The following is a 16610-nucleotide window of genomic DNA, read 5'->3' as shown; positions in this document are numbered from 1 at the left end:
ACAAAAAAGGCAGCCGAAGCTGCCTTTGTGGCCTGGGCAGCGTGATTACTCTGCCACTGCGGTCTTGGAACCGACCTTGCCGAATTTCTGACGGAATTTCTCGACGCGGCCTGCGGTGTCGACGATCTTGTGCTTGCCGGTGAAGAAGGGATGCGACTCCGAGGACACCTCGATCTTGATCAGCGGGTAATCCTTGCCTTCGTGATTGATCGTTTCACGGCTGGACATCGTGGAACGGGTGATGAATTTGGTGTCGGCGGAAACGTCGTGGAACACGACTTCGCGATAATTCGGGTGAATGCCTTCTTTCATGTTTGCCTCGGTAGGTTGGGTAGCCAATCGTCACTTCGTCGGTCTGCCTGCTTCTTGACCCGATTGTCGATCACTTGCCGGAAAATGGAGGCCGGATTATACCCTAATTCGGCGGCCTGTCTTGCAGTCCGCCAATCCGGATGTGTGCCGGCAGGCGAAGGCGCGCCGCCCGGCGGCGCGCCTTCGTTGTGCTGCATGGGATGCGTCAGGAGCCGCCGCGCCGCATCATGTCGAAGAACTCGGCATTGTTCTTCGTGCCCTTCATCTTGTCGAGGATGAACTCCATCGCCTCGATCTCGTCCATGCTGTAGAGCAGCTTGCGCAGCACCCAGATCTTCTGCAGCTGATCGGGCTTGATCAGCAGTTCCTCGCGACGGGTGCCGGACTTGTTGAGGTTGATCGCCGGGTAGACGCGCTTCTCGGCCAGGCGGCGCTCCAGGTGGACCTCCATGTTGCCGGTGCCCTTGAATTCCTCGTAGATCACGTCGTCCATGCGGCTGCCGGTCTCGATCAGCGCGGTGGCGATGATGGTCAGCGAGCCGCCTTCCTCGATGTTGCGGGCCGCGCCGAAGAAGCGCTTGGGGCGCTGCAGCGCATTGGCGTCCACGCCGCCGGTCAGCACCTTGCCCGATGCCGGGATCACGGTGTTGTAGGCGCGCGCCAGGCGGGTGATGGAGTCGAGCAGGATCACCACGTCCTTCTTCATTTCAACCAGGCGCTTGGCCTTTTCCAGCACCATCTCGGCGACCTGCACGTGCCGCGTTGCCGGTTCGTCGAAGGTGGAAGCCACCACTTCGCCGCGCACCGAGCGCTGCATTTCCGTCACTTCCTCGGGCCGCTCGTCGATCAGCAGCACGATCAGCACGATGTCCGGATGGTTCGCCGTGATCGCATGCGCGATGTGCTGCAGCATCACCGACTTGCCCGACTTGGGCGACGCCACCAGCAGGCCGCGCTGGCCCTTGCCGATCGGCGCGATCATGTCGATGATGCGGCCGGTGGTGTTTTCCTCGCCGCGCATCTCGCGCTCGAGCATCAGCGGCTTGTTCGGATGCAGCGGCGTCAGGTTCTCGAACAGGATCTTGTGCTTGGACGCTTCCGGCGATTCGCCGTTGACCTTGTCGACCTTGACCAGCGCGAAGTAGCGCTCGCCATCCTTGGGCGTGCGCACTTCGCCTTCGATCGAGTCGCCGGTGTGCAGGTTGAAGCGGCGGATCTGCGATGGCGAGATATAGATGTCGTCGGTCGAGGCCATGTAGCTGGCGTCGGGCGAGCGCAGGAAGCCGAAGCCGTCCGGCAGCACCTCGAGGGCGCCGTCGCCGAAGATCTGTTCGCCGGATTTGGCGCGCTTCTTCAGGATCGCGAACATCAGTTCCTGCTTGCGCAGGCGGGCGGCATTGTCGATGTCCAGGCCGATTGCCATTTCGAGCAGGGCAGAGACGTGCAACGCCTTGAGTTCAGATAAATGCATGTGTATGTGTCCCGGGATGGGAAGGTAAAAGGTGGGGGAGGGAACAGCGTGGGATAGTCGTTAAACACAGCGGCGCGAGGGCGCCGCTGCGGCTAGTGCTTGTCTCAGATGTTGTTATCGATGAAGGACATCAGCTGGCCCTTGCCGAGCGCGCCGACCTTCTGTGCGGCGACCACGCCGTTCTTGAACAGGATCAGGGTCGGGATGCCGCGGATGCCGAACTGGGCAGGCACTGCCTGGTTGGCGTCGACGTCCATCTTGGCGATCTGGATCTTGCCGTCGTATTCCTTGGCGACTTCTTCCAGGATCGGGGCGATCATCTTGCAGGGGCCGCACCATTCGGCCCAGAAGTCGACCAGAACCGGCTTGTCGGACTTGAGCACGTCGGCGTCAAAGGACGAGTCAGAGATATGTTTAATGTTTTCGCTCATGGTTTCCTCAAGGTGAGGGGATATAAGGGGATTAACGCTGCAGTATGGATGCCGAGTCTGCTCCGGGCCTGTGCTGCATGCTGCCGGTATGCCTTAAGCAGTTGCGGACAAGGTATGCAAATTCAAGTTCAAAGCGGGATGGCAAGAGGTGCTGCGGCGGGAATTTCGGGGAATCATAACCGATTTTCAAGAAAAGTGTGGCAATGCTACTGGTTTTGCCCGGGGCTCGCATAAAATGCTTTCCCGTCCGCTATCCCCCGCTGCTCATCCAATGTCCCTGGCTCCCCTGTTGATTCCCGCTGATGCCGCATTCTGGCCGCATGTTGCCCAAACGCTCATTGCGCATTCGCAAACAGTGTTGCAAGACAGGGTCAGCCCGCTGGACCTGTCCGGATTAAGGGTGCTCACGCCGGGCTTTGCGCACGCGCGGCTGCTGCAGCGGGCGCTGGCGGAGCAGCTTGGCGACGCCTGCATTCCGCCGCGCACCGGCACGCTGACGGCCTGGGTCGACCTGCTGCCGCCGGACCCGGCGCTGCCGGCGCCAGGCGGCGGCAGCGAGCGCCTGATGGCGTTGTATGGCGAGTTGCGCCAGCATGCCTGGCTCAAGAAGCTGTTCAGCACGCGCCGCAACACCGACCTGCTGCCGCTGGCCGAAACCCTGCTGACTTTGTTCGATGAACTGAGCCGCACCCTGCTGCCCTCGGTGCGGCACAGCGTGGAAGCCGCCGACAATCTCTGGCATGCAGCGCTGGCGCAGCTGCCGCCGTCGGCGCGCACCCTGCTGTCGGATGAAGGGCAGATGGTGTGGACACTGTGGAAGTCGCAGCTCGATGGCAACGACGCCTGCGCGGAACGCTTCGCGCGCATGCTGCAGATCGCCGCGCAGGCCCGCGAGCCGCTGGTATGGATTGCTTCCTGCGAGCCGGATGCCTACGAGCTGGCCTTCCTCGAAGCCTATGCCGAGCGCCAGCCGGTGCTGCGCCTGCAGCCCGACTGGCGCGCCGGCGCGGTGCTGCCGGCCTGCGCCGCCGCCTGGCCCGAGATGCTGGAGTCCGGCGGCGGCGGGCACGGCGGCCCCGAGGGCGACCACGCGCCCGTGCCGCAGTCGCTGCCGGGCGTGTCGCTGCTTGCCGCCGCCAGCATGGAGCAGGAAGCCGTCAGCGGCGCGCGCACCGTGCTTGACTGGCTGGCGCAAGGGCGCCGCCATATCGCCATCATTGCCCAGGACCGGGTGGTGGCGCGCCGCATTCGCGCACTGCTGGAACGGGCCGAGGTGATGGTGACCGACGAGACCGGCTGGAAGCTTTCCACCACCCGCGCCGCCGCGTCGCTGGCGGCATGGTTCGACGTGGTCGCCGGCCGCGCGGAAACCGCGGCCCTGCTCGACCTGCTGAAGTCGCCCTTCATGCTGGCCGAGCTGGAGGACAAGCCGGGCCTGGTGCTGGACATCGAGCTGGCGCTGCGCGCGGCCAATGTCGCCGGCGGCTGGGAAGCCGTGCGCGGCGCATTGCGCGCGGTGCCGCAAGGGCTGGCGCTGGTGCAGCAATGGCAGCAGCTGGCGCAACGCTTCGCCGGGCGCAAGAGCCTGGCGGACTGGGTCGCCTGCACCGAAGCGATCCTGCGCGAGCTCGGCATGCGCGCCGCGCTGGAAGCCGACGCCGCCGGCGCCCAGGTGGTTGCGATGCTGGACCAGCTGGCGTCGGAATCGCCGCGGGTGGCGCCGGCGTTCTCCTTTGGCGAGTGGCGCGCGCTGGTCGGCCTGCAGATGGAAGCCACCGACTTCCTCGCGCCCGCGGTGGACGACCGGGTGCTGATGCTGCCGTTGGCCGCGGCCCGCCTGCGCAGCTTCGATGCGGTGCTGATGGTGGGCGCCGATGCCCGCCACCTGCCTTCGGCCCACAATGAAACCCTGTTCTTCGCCAGCGCCGTGCGGCGCGAACTGGGCCTGCCGACCCGCGAGAGCCGGCAGCGCCAGCAGATGCGCGACTTCGCCGGCCTGCTGCATGCCAATCCGGACGTCGTGCTGTCCTGGCAGGCGCAGCATGACGGCGAACCGAATCCGGTGAGCGTCTGGATCGAGCGGCTGCAGCTGTGCCTGGCGCGCACCGGCTGCGCGCCGCTGCGCCAGCATCAGGCGGACAGTCCGCCGCGCCGGCTGCGCGCTGCGCCGCCGGCGCGGCCGTCGCCATCGGCGCCGCAACTGCTGCCGCAGCGCCTGTCGGCCAGCGGCTACAACACCTTCGTCGCCTGTCCCTACCAGTTCTTCGCCACCCGCATGCTGAACCTGTCGGGCCTGGACGAGTTTTCCGACATGCCGGAAAAACGCGACTATGGCGACTGGCTGCACCAGGTGCTGCATGCCTATCACAGCGCCGTGGCGGCCGGCGCCGTGCCGCCCGAGCAGCGCGAGGCCTTGCTGCGGTCGTGCTCCGAGCAGGTGTTCGGCGAGGTCCTGGCGCGCAACAGCGCGGCTATTGCCTATTACGCGCGCTGGCAGAAGGCGCTGCCGGCCTACCTGGCCTGGGCCGGCGAGCGCGAGGCGCAGGGCTGGCAATTCCTGTTCGGCGAGCAGCGCTTCGAGCGCACGCTGGCATGGCCGGGCGGCAGCGTCACCCTGCACGGCCGCGTCGACCGCATCGACGGCAACGCCGATGGCGAACGCGCCGTGCTCGATTACAAGACCCGCGACGCCGCCAGCCTGCGCGCCAAGCTGAAGCTGGGAGAGGATCATCAGCTGGCCTTCTATGGCCTGCTGTCGGATGCGCCGGTCGCCAGCGCCAGCTATGTGGCGCTGGAGCCCAGCCGAGACCGCGCCGGCGACGCCGAGGCGCCGCGCTATGCCGAATCGCAGGAAGCGCTGATGGCCCACATCGTGGCCAGCATGCAGGCCATCGCCGGCGGCGCGCCGCTGCCTGCCAACGGCGTCGAAACCATTTGCCAGTACTGCGACGTGCGCGGCCTGTGCCGCAAGGGAGCATGGTGATGGCGGCCCGCGCTTATGAAGTCAATGGCGATGCGGTCGATGCCGCGCGCTTCATCGCGGTCGCCTGCGACCCGGCGCGCTCGGTGGCGGTGGAAGCCTGCGCCGGCAGCGGCAAGACCTGGCTGCTGGTGGCGCGCATGCTGCGCCTGCTGCTGGCGGGCGCCGAGCCGTCCGGCCTGCTGGCCATCACCTTCACCCGCAAGGCGGCGCAGGAAATGCGCGAGCGCCTGATGCTGCTGCTGCGCGACCTTGCGCTCCTGCCCGAGGCCGCGGTGCGCGCGCTGCTGCTTGAGCGCGGCGTGCCGGAGCACACGCTGCCGCAGGCCATGCCGCTGGCGCGCAGCCTTTACGAGCGGGTGCTGGCCAGTCCGCAGTCGCTGTCGATCGACACCTTCCACAGCTGGTTCGCGCGGCTGCTGCAGCTGGCACCGCTGAGCTCCGGCGTGCCGCACGGCTATGCGCTGGCCGACAACAGCGGCGAAATGATGACCGAGGCCTATAACGGCCTGATGCAGTCGCTCGACGAACCGGAGCTCGCGCCGGTGCGGCAGGCGCTCCTGGCGCTGTACGAGCAGGTCGGCGACTGGACCACCCGGCGCCTGCTCGATGCCTTCATCGACAAGCGCGCCGAATGGTGGGCCGCCAACCAGGCCGGCCAGCCGCTGCAATGGCTGCGCGCGCTGTGCTGCGCCGACCAGCCCGATGCGCGCCTGTCGGTATGGGAAGACGACGCGCTGCAGCAGGGCATCTGGCAGATCGCCGCCTTGCTGGGCCAGGGCGCCAAGCGCAACCAGGAGCGCGCCATGCTGATCGAGGAAGCGATGAGCAGCGGTCCTTCGGTTGCCGCCTTCGAGCAGCTGCTGGCCCAGTTCTGCGACGACAAGGGCGCGCCCAAGGGCAACGACCACAAGCGCGGCAAGCTGCTGGCGGCCATCCAGAGCGATCTTGGCGAACAGGGCGTGGCCTTGTTCGAAGCGGTGCTGGGCGCGTTGTCATCAGCCCTGTGGACGCTGCAGCGGCGCAGCTGCGAGGCGCTGGTGCTGGCGATGAACGAGGCGCTGTTCACCGTCGGCGCCGCCTATCTCGAGCGTTACCAGGCATTGAAGGCCGAGCGCCGCGTGCTGGATTTCTCCGACCTGGAGTGGCAGGCCTGGCGGCTCCTGAACAACGAGGAGCATGCGGCCTACCTGCAGAGCCGGCTCGATGCCCGCTACAGCCATATCCTGCTGGATGAATTCCAGGACACCAACCCGCTGCAATGGAGCATCGTGCGGGCCTGGCTGGCGGCCTATGGCGGCGATGCGGCGCAGCCCAGCGTCTTCATCGTCGGCGACCCCAAGCAGTCGATCTACCGCTTCCGCCGCGCCGAGCCGCGCGTGTTCGCGGCCGCCACCGCGCTGCTGGCGGCGAATGGCGCCGATGTGCTGCGCACCAACCAGACGCGGCGCAATGGCGAGGCCATCGTTGCGCTGCTCAATGAAAGCCTGGGAACCAATCCGATCTATGCGCCGCAGACCACGCTGTCGGACCGTGCCGGCATGGCATGGCGGCTGCCGCTGGTGGAAGCGCCGGCCGCTCCCGCCGCGCCGGCGGCCGAGCCCGACAGCATGGCGCTGCGCGACCCGCTGACCATGGCGCGCGCCGAGGAAGAGGATGCGCGCCGGCTGGAAGAAGGGCGCATGGTGGCGCGCGCCATCATCGAAGGCATGCAGGCCATCGATAGCACCAGCTGGTCGGACGTGATGCTGCTGGTGAAGAAGCGCACCAACCTGGCGGCCTATGAAAGCGCCTTGCGCGAAGCCGGCATTCCCTTCCTGTCCGACCGGCGCGGCGGCCTGCTGCAATCGCTGGAAGTGGCCGACCTGATCGCGCTGCTGGGCTTCCTGATCACGCCCGGCGACAACCGCGCCCTGGCCCATGTGCTGAAAAGCCCCATCGTCGGCGCCCGGGACGATGACCTGATCGCGCTGGCGCAGCGCGGCGAAGGCAACTGGTGGCGACGCCTGCAGGCGCTGGCCGGCGAGGGTGCGTCCGACGCGTTGATGCGCGCCGCGCACCTGCTGTCGCGCTGGCTGGAAATTGCGCCGCGCCTGCCGGTGCATGACCTGCTCGACCGCATCCTGCACGAAGGCGAACTGGCGGCACGCTATGCGCAGGCGGCGCAGCCGCTGACGCGCGGCAAGGTGCTGGGCAATATCGAGGCCTTCACCGCGCTGGCGCTGAACCTGGATGCGGGCCGCTATCCGAGCCTGCCGCGCTTCATCGATGCGCTGCGGGTGCTGCAGAACGGCCTGGACAACGAGGCGCCCGACGAGGCCAGCGTCGATGCCGCGGTGGACGCGGTGCGCATCATGACCATCCACAGCGCCAAGGGGCTGGAGGCGCGCATCGTGGTGATGCTCGACGCCAATCACAGCGAGCCGGCGCGCGACGACGTCGGCATCCTGTGCGACTGGCCGCAGGATGCCGATACGCCGCGCCATTTCTCCGCCTTCGCCCGCGCCGACGAGCGCGGCGCCGCGCGCGACCACCTGTTCCAGGAGGAGCAGGGCTTCCGCGAGCAGGAAGACTGGAATCTGCTGTACGTCGCGGCGACCCGCGCCAAGGACCTGCTGATCGTCAGCGGCGTGGCCGGCCGCCGCGGCGCCGCTGCCGATGGCGTCGTGGATGGCAGCTGGTACCAGCGCCTGGGCACGGCACCGCTGGCCGAGCCAGGCACCGGCACGGTTGCGGGCATGGCGGGCGGCGAGCAGGAATTCTCGCTTGACCTGTTCGCGCCTGCCGCCATGCCGGGCGTGCCGCCGGCCGAGGCGCCCGCCGAATTTTCCAGCGCCGCCATCGACGAGGGCGTGGCGTTGCACGGCCTGCTGGAGCGCCTGACGGAATGTCGCGCCTGGCCGCTCGCCCTGCCGCCGGTGGACATGGTGGCGCGCTGGCTGGGCTGCAGCGCCGCGCTGGCCGAGGTGGCGCGCCGGCATGCCGAAACCATCCTGTCGCAGCCCGCCCTGCAGCGCTTCTTCGATCCCGGCATGCATCGCGAAGGACGCAATGAAATGGAAGTCATCGTCGGCGGCCGCCTGCTGCGGCTGGACCGGGTGGTACTGTTCGACGACGAGGTCTGGATACTCGACTATAAGCGCGCCTTCCTCGATATCGAGCGTGAAAAGTACGCGCAGCAACTTGCGCAATACCGGGCGGCGCTGAATGCGGTCTTTCCCGCCATGCGCCTGCGCTCGGCGCTGATCACGGTCGACGGCCGGTTGTGGGAGCTCGGCTAGGAGCCTGCGCGGCAAAAGGCAGGCCCTTCTGCCGCGCAGGCTCCTAGGGCTTTCCCTGCGTTGACTGATCTCAAGCGGCAGGCTGGGATTTGCCCTTAATTTAAGGGCGTTTCCTCCATCGCGCGGGCCTGGCCATGCACTTGCTCGATCTCACCATGTTCTATCCCGCGATCACGGGCGGGGTCGGCACTTACCTGGGGGCGAAGGCACGCTGGCTGGCGCGCCACACGCCGATCCGCCACACCATCGTTGCGCCGATGTCGCCGCGCGAGCCGCATGCGGCCAATGTGACGCCGATCGCCGGTTTTCCGCTGCCGGGCAGTCATGGCTACCGGCTGCCCCTGTCGATGCGCCAGGCGCGGCGGGTGGTGGAGCGGCTGCATCCGGACCTGATCGAGTGCAGCGACCCTTACCAGTGCGCATGGGGCAGCCTGCGCGCCGGGCGCCACCTGGGCGTGCCGGTGGTGGGTTTCTATCATTCCGATCTGCCGTCGCTGGTGGGCCAGCGCTTCGGCGCTTCGGCGCGCCGGCTGGCCACGCGCTATGTCGCGCGCCTGTACCGCCAGTTCGACCTGGTGCTCGCGCCCAGCAACGTCATGGTGGAGCGCCTGCGCGACCTGGGCATACAGCGCGTGATGCGCCAGCCCCTGGGCGTGGACACGGACGTCTTCACGCCGCGCCGCGCCGCGCCGAACCTGCGCGAGCATCTCGGGCTGCCGGGCAATGCGCGCCTCTTGGTCTATGCCGGTCGCTTCACCCGCGAGAAACATCTGCCGCTGCTGCTGGAAGCGGTGCGCCGCCTCGGCGCGCCATTCCATCTGCTGCTTATCGGCAGCGGGCCGCGCCTGGCGCCGATGGAGCGGGTGATCCAGCTTCCGTTCCAGAGCGAGCCGGGCGTGCTGGCCAGCCTAATCGGCGCCTGCGACATGCTGGTGCATCCCGGAGACCAGGAAACCTTCGGCATGGTGCTGCTGGAGACGTTGGCCTGTGGCGTGCCGGTGCTGGGAATGGCAGCCGGCGCCGTGCCCGAACTGGTCGACAGCGACTGCGGCATGCTGGTCGCGCCGCGCAACGTCGAGGCGCTGACCCAGGGCATCGCCGACATGGCGCGGCGCGACCTGCGCGCCATGGGCCAGTGCGGCCGCAGCCGCATGCTGCGGCAGTATGACTGGGATGTCGTGATGCCCCAGCTGGTCCAGCATTACGGCAAGCTGGTGGCGGATGAGCGGCGCGGTCGGCATGCGCTCGAAAACAGTTATGCCATCCGCTGAGTTCCAGAAGCATCTGTGCGTTTCCATCCACGATGTCGCGCCGGCGACCTGGCAGCTGTGCCAACACCTGATCGAAGCAGTCAATGCGGTGGCCAACATCCCGCTGACCCTGCTGGTGGTGCCCGCTTACCATGGCGACAGCCGGGACATGCCGTGGTATGACCGCGAGCTGGCGCGTCGGCTCGCGCTGGGCGACGAACTGGCGCTGCATGGCTATCTGCATCTCGACCAGGGCCCGCCGCCACGCGGCTTGCGCCAGCGCTATGCGCGCCACGTCTATACCAGGGGCGAGGGCGAATTCGCGGCGCTGACCGAGCTGGAAGCGGCGCAGCGGCTGGCACTGGGCATGCAGTGGTTCGCCTGCCGCGGCTGGCCGCTGCAGGGCTTCGTGCCGCCAGCCTGGCTGCTCGGCGATGGCGGCTGGCGCGCGCTGCGCGCCTCCGGCCTGCTCTACACCACCACCTGGCGGCACTTTCATTTTCTGCAACACGCAGCACCGGTGGAAGCGCCCAGCCTGGTCTACAGCAGCCGCAATGCATGGGGCAGGGCGCTGTCGCGGCAGGCGGTGCGTTGGGCTGCTCTCGGCCAGCGCAACGCACCGCTGGCGCGGCTTTCCCTGCATCCGCGCGATGCGCTCGATGCACGCACCGTGCGCCATGTCCAGCACCTGCTGGCGACCCTGCTGGCATCGCGCGTTCCCGCAACCAAGGCAGCCTTTGCGCGCGACTGGCTCGACAGCCTGGCCAGGCCCGCCGTCGGCGGGATCGCTGTCTGATGCGCGGCGACGGAATATATTGACGTTGCTTTGGCGGCGCAACTATAGTTGCGGGATGACTTCAGAATTCGACCAACTTTCCGACAAGATCAACCAACTGGTGCAACTGGTGCAGTCGCTGCGTCAGCAAAATGCCACGTTGCATCATCAGATCGACGCACTCAACGCCAGCAACGCCGCCCTTGCCGCGCGCATGAACGAAGCGCATGACCGCGTCGTCGCTGTGCTCGAGCAGTTGCCCACTCCAGAGGCCGAGCAGCCGCAGGCGTCCGACCAGCCCGAGGGCGAGAAAGCCGCATGAGCCAGTTAAACGTGATGATCATGGGCCAGTCGTTTGCCCTGACCTGCAAGGAAGGCGAGGAGGGCGCGCTGCTGCAGGCGGTGCGCTACCTCGATCAACGCATGTCGGCCATACGCGACGCGGGCCGGATCAAGGGCAATGACAGAATCGCCGTGATTGCCGCGCTCGGCATGGCAGCCGAATTGCTGGCCACGCGCGCGCCGCAAGGACCGCTTGCGGGACAGAGCATGGCAGAAGTGAAACAGAAACTGGGCGCCATGCATGCCGTGCTGGATGCAGCCCTTGCGTCCAAATAAACACTTCCGGATTTTGGCCCAAAAGGTTTGACATGCGGCCCGATTCGCGTAAACTTAGCCACTCCTGCCGTGTTCGCGATTGCCATAAAATCCTTGAACCATTTATGTGCATAGGTTGCGGAAAATTGTTTGACGGGTGTGAGCGTCGCTAGTCCGATGAACCCGAAGTTGAACTGACTGTGACCACCTTGAACCTCTTGGTTCGGGATGCCGGCAAAGCGGCACAGGCGGGGCTTAATACCGGAAACGGCTGCATGAAAATGCAGCCGTTTTTTTGTCCTTGTTTTTTTCTTCTTTCCTTTTAACGCCGACCAGGAACAACCAACGATGCGCCACTGGTTGATGAAGTCCGAACCTGATGAAGTCAGCATCGACGACGCGCTCGCCGCGCCGGGCGGCGTCGTGCCCTGGACCGGCGTGCGCAATTACCAGGCGCGCAACTTCATGCGCGACGCGATGAAGCCTGGCGACGGCGTGCTGTTCTATCATTCCGGCTGCGCGCAACCGGGCATCGTCGGCATTGCCGAAGTGGCAAGCAGCGCCTATCCCGACCCGACCCAGTTCGATCCCGCCAGCCATTACTACGACCCGAAAGCCACGCCGCAGGAGCCGCGCTGGCAGATGGTCGATGTGCGCGTGCTGCGCAAGACCAAGCTGCTGCCGCTGGCCGACATGCGGGCCGATCCCGCGTTGGCCGAGCTGATGATGCTGCGGCGTGGCAGCCGCCTTTCCATCACGCCGGTTACCCCTTCCGACTGGCGTCATATCCTGAGTCTGCTGGGCTAGCCGCTTGCGGGTGGCCCGTATCCCGACGAACGTTCGTGCGGGTTTCCGGGATCCTTTTCATCGATGACGGAACTCACCGGGAGTCTGCCTGGCGTTCATGCTGCCGCGTCGGGCAGGCGCCCGACCACACCGGCATGCCGCATCGGCATCCATACTCCGGAGTCATCATGACATCGATGTTTTTCAAGCGACTGCTGTTCGTCTCCTGCGCAATGTTCGCCGCAATCACCGCATGCGCGGCGCCGCAGGCGGCAGCACCCTGGAATCAGCAGGTCCATTTCAATTTCGTCAACGGCACCAACGGCCAGTTTGCGGACAACCAGATTCACTGGGCCATCGTCGGGCGCCGATGGGACAAGGATGGCAAGCATCCGTTCGTGTATGTCGACGCCAACGGCAATCTGGTGGACATGAGCATCAGCGACAACGACGCCCTGATCAAGAGGGGGCAGGGCTATACCAATTACTTCCATACCCTGGCTGAAAAAAATTCGGTCACGGTGCCATTGATCGATTCCGCGCGCATCCTGTTCAGCGTTGGTCCCACGCCGATGTACATCCAGGTGAACAAGGATGTGAACGGCGAACTGGCCTATGCGGGCGCCAATATCGAGAACAAGGACGATCCCAATCTGGACGTGATCTTCGACTTCGTCGAAATGGCGATCCCGCCCAACGATGGCATCTATATCAATACCACGCGGGTCGATCATTTCGGTTTTCCGATCCGGCTGCGGCTGCAGGGCGCGGATGGCTATGACCAGGAAGTCGGGGAAGTGGCGGGCCTGTCGCGCGACAAGGTCTTTGCCGATTTCAGCAGCATTGAACCGGCCGAGTTTCGCAGCCTGGTGCATGCGCCGTATCGCATCATCGCGCCCGCCCATGGCACTTTCCGCGATGGCGAAAAGGACGCGCACTATCTCGACCGCTACATCGACGAGGTATGGGAAAAGTACCGGCTCGAAGACCTGACGTTCACCAACCAGCAGGGCACATTCACCGGCCGCGTCGGCAGTGATGGCGTGTTCCGGTTCACGGAAGCGAAGGACGCCGATGAGGACATGTACCGGATCAAGCGCAAGCCAAGCACCATGGAAGCCCTGCTGGGCAACGGCGTGCTTGACGATGCCGGCGATACCAACGGCGATCCGGTCAGGATAGCCAGGCAGTTGCAGATCCAGGCACAGCTCTGCGCCGCCCTGAATCGCCATGTCGCCGAAACGCCTGAAAAATGGAGCGACGCGGCGTCCTATTATCCCGCCGACAAGCCGTCCAATGCCTATTCAAAGTTCTGGCATGACCGCAGCATCAGAGGGCTCAGCTACGGCTTTGCCTATGATGACGTGTGGGACGCCAGCCCGTCGCTGCACACCACGTCGCCCACCACCGCGACCATCACGATAGGCTGGTAAGGCCTGGCGCAGCCGTCATGCAAAGCGGCTGCGCAGCAGGTTCTTCTGCACCTTGCCCATGGTGTTGCGCGGCAGTTCGTCGATGACATGGACCTGCTTGGGCACCTTGAAGTTGGCGATCGTCTGCTTCAGGCTGGCAATGATGCCGGCCTCATCGAGGACGACGCCGGAAGCAGGATCAGGAATCACCACTGCCACCACCGCTTCGCCAAAGTCCGGATGCGGCACGCCGATCACTGCGGATTCCAGCACGCCGTCCATCGCATCGATGACGGATTCGACTTCCTTCGGATAGACGTTGTAGCCGCCTGAAATGATCAGGTCCTTGCTGCGTCCGACGATCCACAGATAGCCGTTCGCATCGAACCTGCCGACGTCGCCGGTCTTGAAGTAACCATCGGCGGTGAACTCCTCCGCGGTCTTTTCCGGCATGCGCCAGTAGCCCTTGAACACGTTCGGGCCGCGCACCTGGATGTCCCCGATCTCGTCGACGGCACAACTCTCTCCATCCTTGCCGACCGTGCGTATCGTCACGCCGGGCAGCGGCATGCCGACCGAGCCGGGAATGCGCTTGCCGTCATACGGATTGGAGCTCAGCATCGCGGTTTCGCTCATGCCATAGCGTTCCAGGATCGTGTGGCCGGTGCGCTCGCGGAATGCGTCGAAGGTGGCTGGCAGCAACGGCGCCGAGCCGGAGATGAACAGGCGGATGTTGGCCGATGCCGCGCGGTCGAAGGCTTCATCATCCAGCAGGCGGGTGTAATAGGTCGGCACGCCCATGAACACGGTTGCGCGCGGCAGCTGGCGCACGACTTCGGCGCTGTCGAACTTGGGCAGGAAGATCATCTTGCTGCCATTGACCAGCGCGCCATTGCAGGCCACGAACAGGCCGTGGATATGGAACAGCGGCAGCGCATGCAGCAGCACGTCATCGGCCTGCCAGCGCCAGTAGTCGCGCAGCACCAGCGCATTGGAAGCGAGGTTGCCATGACTGAGCATCGCGCCCTTGCTGCGGCCTGTCGTGCCCGAGGTGTAGAGAATGGCTGCCAGCTGGTCGGCATCGCGTGGCACGGTGTCGAAACGGTCGGCGAAGGCGGCGGCGCTGTCAAGCAGGCTGCCGCTGTTGCGGCCGTCGCGCAATTCATCGAGGGTGAACACGTGCGGGGTGCCGGCCTGGTGCGCCAGCGGCTGTACCCAGTCGAGATTGCCGGGCGAGCAGACCACCACCGATGGCGCGGCATCCTGCAGGAAGTACTCGATCTCCGACGCCCGATAGGCGGTATTCAGAGGCAGGTAGATCAGGCCGGCGCGCAGCGTTGCCAGATACAGCATCACCGCCTCCGGCGATTTCTCTACCTGCACCGCCACCCGCGCATCGGCCGGCAGGTCGAGGTTGGCCAGCAGATTGGCGATACGCGCGCTTGCGCGATCCATCTCGTCCCAGCTGTACTGCCGGCCGCAGCCGGTTTCGATGCAGCAGGATGCGCGGTTCTCGGGAAAGCGGGAAAGGAACAGGTCGTAAAGGTTGGCGTTCATGCGGAGATAGGGGACGAGGTCAGACAGGCGAGGGCGCGGTGCTGCCCTGGCGGCGATAGGCAATGACAAGCAGGATCAGGCCCAGCACGATCATGGGCACCGACAGCATCTGGCCGGCCGAGATCGTGAAGCCGGCGAAATGCACTTCGTAGTCCGGCATGCGGAAGTACTCGGTGAAGAAGCGGGCGCAGCCGTAACCCAGCGCGAACATGCCCGACACTGCCAGCCGTGGCCGCGGCTTGCGCGCATACAGCCAGAGCACGATGAACAGCAGTACGCCATCGACCAGCGCCTGGTAGATCGGCGACGGATGGCGCGGCAATTGGTCGACGTTGGGCCAGATCATGGCCCATGGCAGCGTTGCATCGGCCACCCGGCCGGGCAGTTCGGCGTTGATGAAGTTGCCGATGCGGCCGGCTGCATAACCCAGCGGCACCAGCGGCGCAATAAAGTCCATGATGTCCATCAGGCGCCGGCCATGACGCCTGCCCCAGATCGCCATCGCCGCCATCACGCCGAGGAAGCCGCCGTGAAAGGACATGCCGCCCTTCCAGACCGCGAAGATTTCCAGCGGGTGGCTGAAGTAGTAGGCGGGGTTATAGAACAGCACCTCGCCCAGCCGGCCGCCGATCACCACGCCCAGCACGCCGTAAAACAGCATGTCGTCCAGATGCTCGGCCTTCCATCCGGCCGCGGCAATGGGCGGCTGCCTGATGCGCAGCCGGCCCAGGCCGATGAACAGTGCAAAGGCCAGCAGGTACATCAGGCCATACCAGCGGATCGCAAGCGGGCCGATCGCAATGGCGACCGGGTCGGGCATCGGGTGTATCAGCATAAGGGAGTCTTTCCGAGCAGTTCTAAAAAAGCGTGCAGCACCGGCGACGCATTGTCGCGGCGCCAGGCCAGTCCGGTTTCGATCAGGGCCGTCTTGCCGGCCAACTGGCGGTAGGCCACGCCTGGCCGTTTTAAATTGGACACAGATTGTGGCACAAGAGCGATGCCCATGCCGGCCGAAACGAGGCCGACGATGGTTTGCATCTGTATCGCTTCCTGGCCGATGCGCGGCGGCAGCCCGGCCTCGCGGTAGCAATCGAGGATGGCGTCGTGGAATGCCGGCGCGATGCGGCGCGGGAAAATGATCAAGGGCATGCCGGCCACCGCATTCAGCGGAAGCGGTCCGGCGCCATCGGGCGCGCCCATCTCCTGCGGCACCGCCAGCACCAGCGGCTCGGAGAACACGGGCCGGTACGACAGCATGTCCCTCATCCGGTCGGGCAAGGGCGGAATCAGCAGGCCGACATCGATGGCGCCCTGTTCCAGCGCATCGAGCTGCAGGTCGCTGGTGGCTTCGCGCAGTTCGATCTGCACTTGCGGATAGGCAGTCCTGAAACGGTGCAGGAAGGGCGGCAGCACGCTGTAGTCGGCGGTCGAGACGAAGGCCAGCGACAGGCGGCCGGACTCGCCGGCGGCGGCGCGGCGGGCGAGGTCGGGCAGGGCCTGCGCATCCTGCAGCAACTGGCGCACATGCGGCAGCAGCGCCGCGCCGGCCGGGGTCAGCGTCACGCTGCGGCTGGTGCGGGCAAACAGCGGCGTGCCCAGCAGCGCTTCCAGCGCCTGGATGCTCTGCGACAGCGGCGGCTGCGTCATATGGAGGCGCTGCGCCGCGCGGCCGAAATGCATTTCCTCGGCGACCGCCAGAAAATGGCGCAACTGGCGCAGTTCCAGATTCATTGATATGCAAAACAGATTGATCCAGGC

General features: G+C 65.9%; 14 protein-coding genes and 1 other RNA gene. 9 read left to right on the top strand and 6 right to left on the bottom strand.

Annotated elements, in window-relative coordinates; genetic code table 11:
* Positions 1–45: 45 nt before the first annotated feature.
* The 3 genes from ABC383_RS08860 to trxA form a co-directional block, all read right to left on the bottom strand.
* Positions 46–312, bottom strand: coding sequence for a type B 50S ribosomal protein L31 (locus ABC383_RS08860; RefSeq protein ID WP_194712262.1), 267 nt, complete (start codon positions 310–312; stop codon positions 46–48).
* A 205-nt stretch (positions 313–517) separates the two neighbouring features.
* A complete protein-coding gene (gene rho / locus ABC383_RS08855; protein WP_194712261.1) occupies positions 518–1783 on the bottom strand; it encodes a transcription termination factor Rho in 1266 nt (421 codons plus the stop codon).
* A 104-nt stretch (positions 1784–1887) separates the two neighbouring features.
* Complete coding sequence (gene trxA / locus ABC383_RS08850) at positions 1888–2214, bottom strand: thioredoxin TrxA (RefSeq protein ID WP_194712260.1); 327 nt, start codon at positions 2212–2214, stop codon at positions 1888–1890.
* A gap of 355 nt (positions 2215–2569) precedes the next feature.
* On the opposite strand from trxA, the gene ABC383_RS08845 reads away from it, so the two are divergent.
* The 9 genes from ABC383_RS08845 (at position 2570) to ABC383_RS08805 (ending at position 13316) form a co-directional block, all read left to right on the top strand.
* Entirely contained in the window at positions 2570–5197 is a 2628-nt protein-coding gene (locus tag ABC383_RS08845; protein WP_413013214.1) for a PD-(D/E)XK nuclease family protein, read from the top strand.
* The gene (locus tag ABC383_RS08840) at positions 5197–8475 is read left to right on the top strand and encodes a UvrD-helicase domain-containing protein (protein ID WP_413013212.1); all 3279 of its coding nucleotides are present in this window, start codon (positions 5197–5199) and stop codon (positions 8473–8475) included. Before ABC383_RS08845 ends, ABC383_RS08840 begins: the two co-directional genes overlap by 1 nt.
* 134 nt (positions 8476–8609) lie before the next feature.
* Complete coding sequence (locus ABC383_RS08835) at positions 8610–9746, top strand: glycosyltransferase family 4 protein (protein ID WP_413013210.1); 1137 nt, start codon at positions 8610–8612, stop codon at positions 9744–9746.
* Positions 9733–10521 (top strand): DUF2334 domain-containing protein, encoded by a 789-nt coding sequence (locus tag ABC383_RS08830; protein ID WP_413013208.1) that lies wholly within the window; start codon positions 9733–9735, stop codon positions 10519–10521. The genes ABC383_RS08835 and ABC383_RS08830 overlap by 14 nt, the downstream gene beginning before the upstream one ends.
* Positions 10522–10576: 55 nt before the next feature.
* A complete protein-coding gene (locus ABC383_RS08825; protein WP_413013206.1) occupies positions 10577–10822 on the top strand; it encodes a DUF904 domain-containing protein in 246 nt (81 codons plus the stop codon).
* On the top strand, positions 10819–11118 hold the full coding sequence (locus ABC383_RS08820; protein WP_194712254.1) for a cell division protein ZapA: 300 nt from the start codon (positions 10819–10821) through the stop codon (positions 11116–11118). The genes ABC383_RS08825 and ABC383_RS08820 overlap by 4 nt, the downstream gene beginning before the upstream one ends.
* 58 nt (positions 11119–11176) lie before the next feature.
* Positions 11177–11356: non-coding RNA, 6S RNA (gene ssrS, locus ABC383_RS08815), on the top strand.
* 89 nt (positions 11357–11445) lie between these two features.
* Positions 11446–11904, top strand: a complete 459-nt coding sequence (locus ABC383_RS08810) for an EVE domain-containing protein (RefSeq protein WP_413013204.1) — start codon at positions 11446–11448, stop codon at positions 11902–11904.
* A gap of 167 nt (positions 11905–12071) precedes the next feature.
* On the top strand, positions 12072–13316 hold the full coding sequence (locus tag ABC383_RS08805) for a glycoside hydrolase family 64 protein (protein WP_413013202.1): 1245 nt from the start codon (positions 12072–12074) through the stop codon (positions 13314–13316).
* A 15-nt stretch (positions 13317–13331) separates the two neighbouring features.
* On the opposite strand, the gene ABC383_RS08800 is transcribed toward ABC383_RS08805, so the two are convergent.
* The 3 genes from ABC383_RS08800 to ABC383_RS08790 are packed head-to-tail and all read right to left on the bottom strand — an operon-like array spanning position 13332 to position 16583.
* The gene (locus tag ABC383_RS08800; RefSeq protein ID WP_413013200.1) at positions 13332–14852 is read right to left on the bottom strand and encodes a malonate--CoA ligase; all 1521 of its coding nucleotides are present in this window, start codon (positions 14850–14852) and stop codon (positions 13332–13334) included.
* Positions 14853–14871: 19 nt separating this feature from the next.
* Positions 14872–15687, bottom strand: coding sequence for a prolipoprotein diacylglyceryl transferase (gene lgt, locus ABC383_RS08795; RefSeq protein ID WP_413013198.1), 816 nt, complete (start codon positions 15685–15687; stop codon positions 14872–14874).
* Positions 15681–16583 carry a LysR family transcriptional regulator gene (locus ABC383_RS08790; RefSeq protein ID WP_413013196.1) on the bottom strand — a complete coding sequence of 301 codons (903 nt, stop codon included), beginning with the start codon at positions 16581–16583 and terminating at the stop codon, positions 15681–15683. Before ABC383_RS08790 ends, lgt begins: the two co-directional genes overlap by 7 nt.
* Positions 16584–16610 lie beyond the last annotated feature (27 nt).

This window comes from Noviherbaspirillum phoenicis (genome assembly GCF_047237965.1).
Taxonomy (GTDB): Bacteria; Pseudomonadota; Gammaproteobacteria; order Burkholderiales; family Burkholderiaceae_D; genus Noviherbaspirillum_A.
The sequence above is the reverse complement of the archived record's forward strand: the minus strand, read 5'-3'. Positions and strand labels throughout refer to the sequence as shown.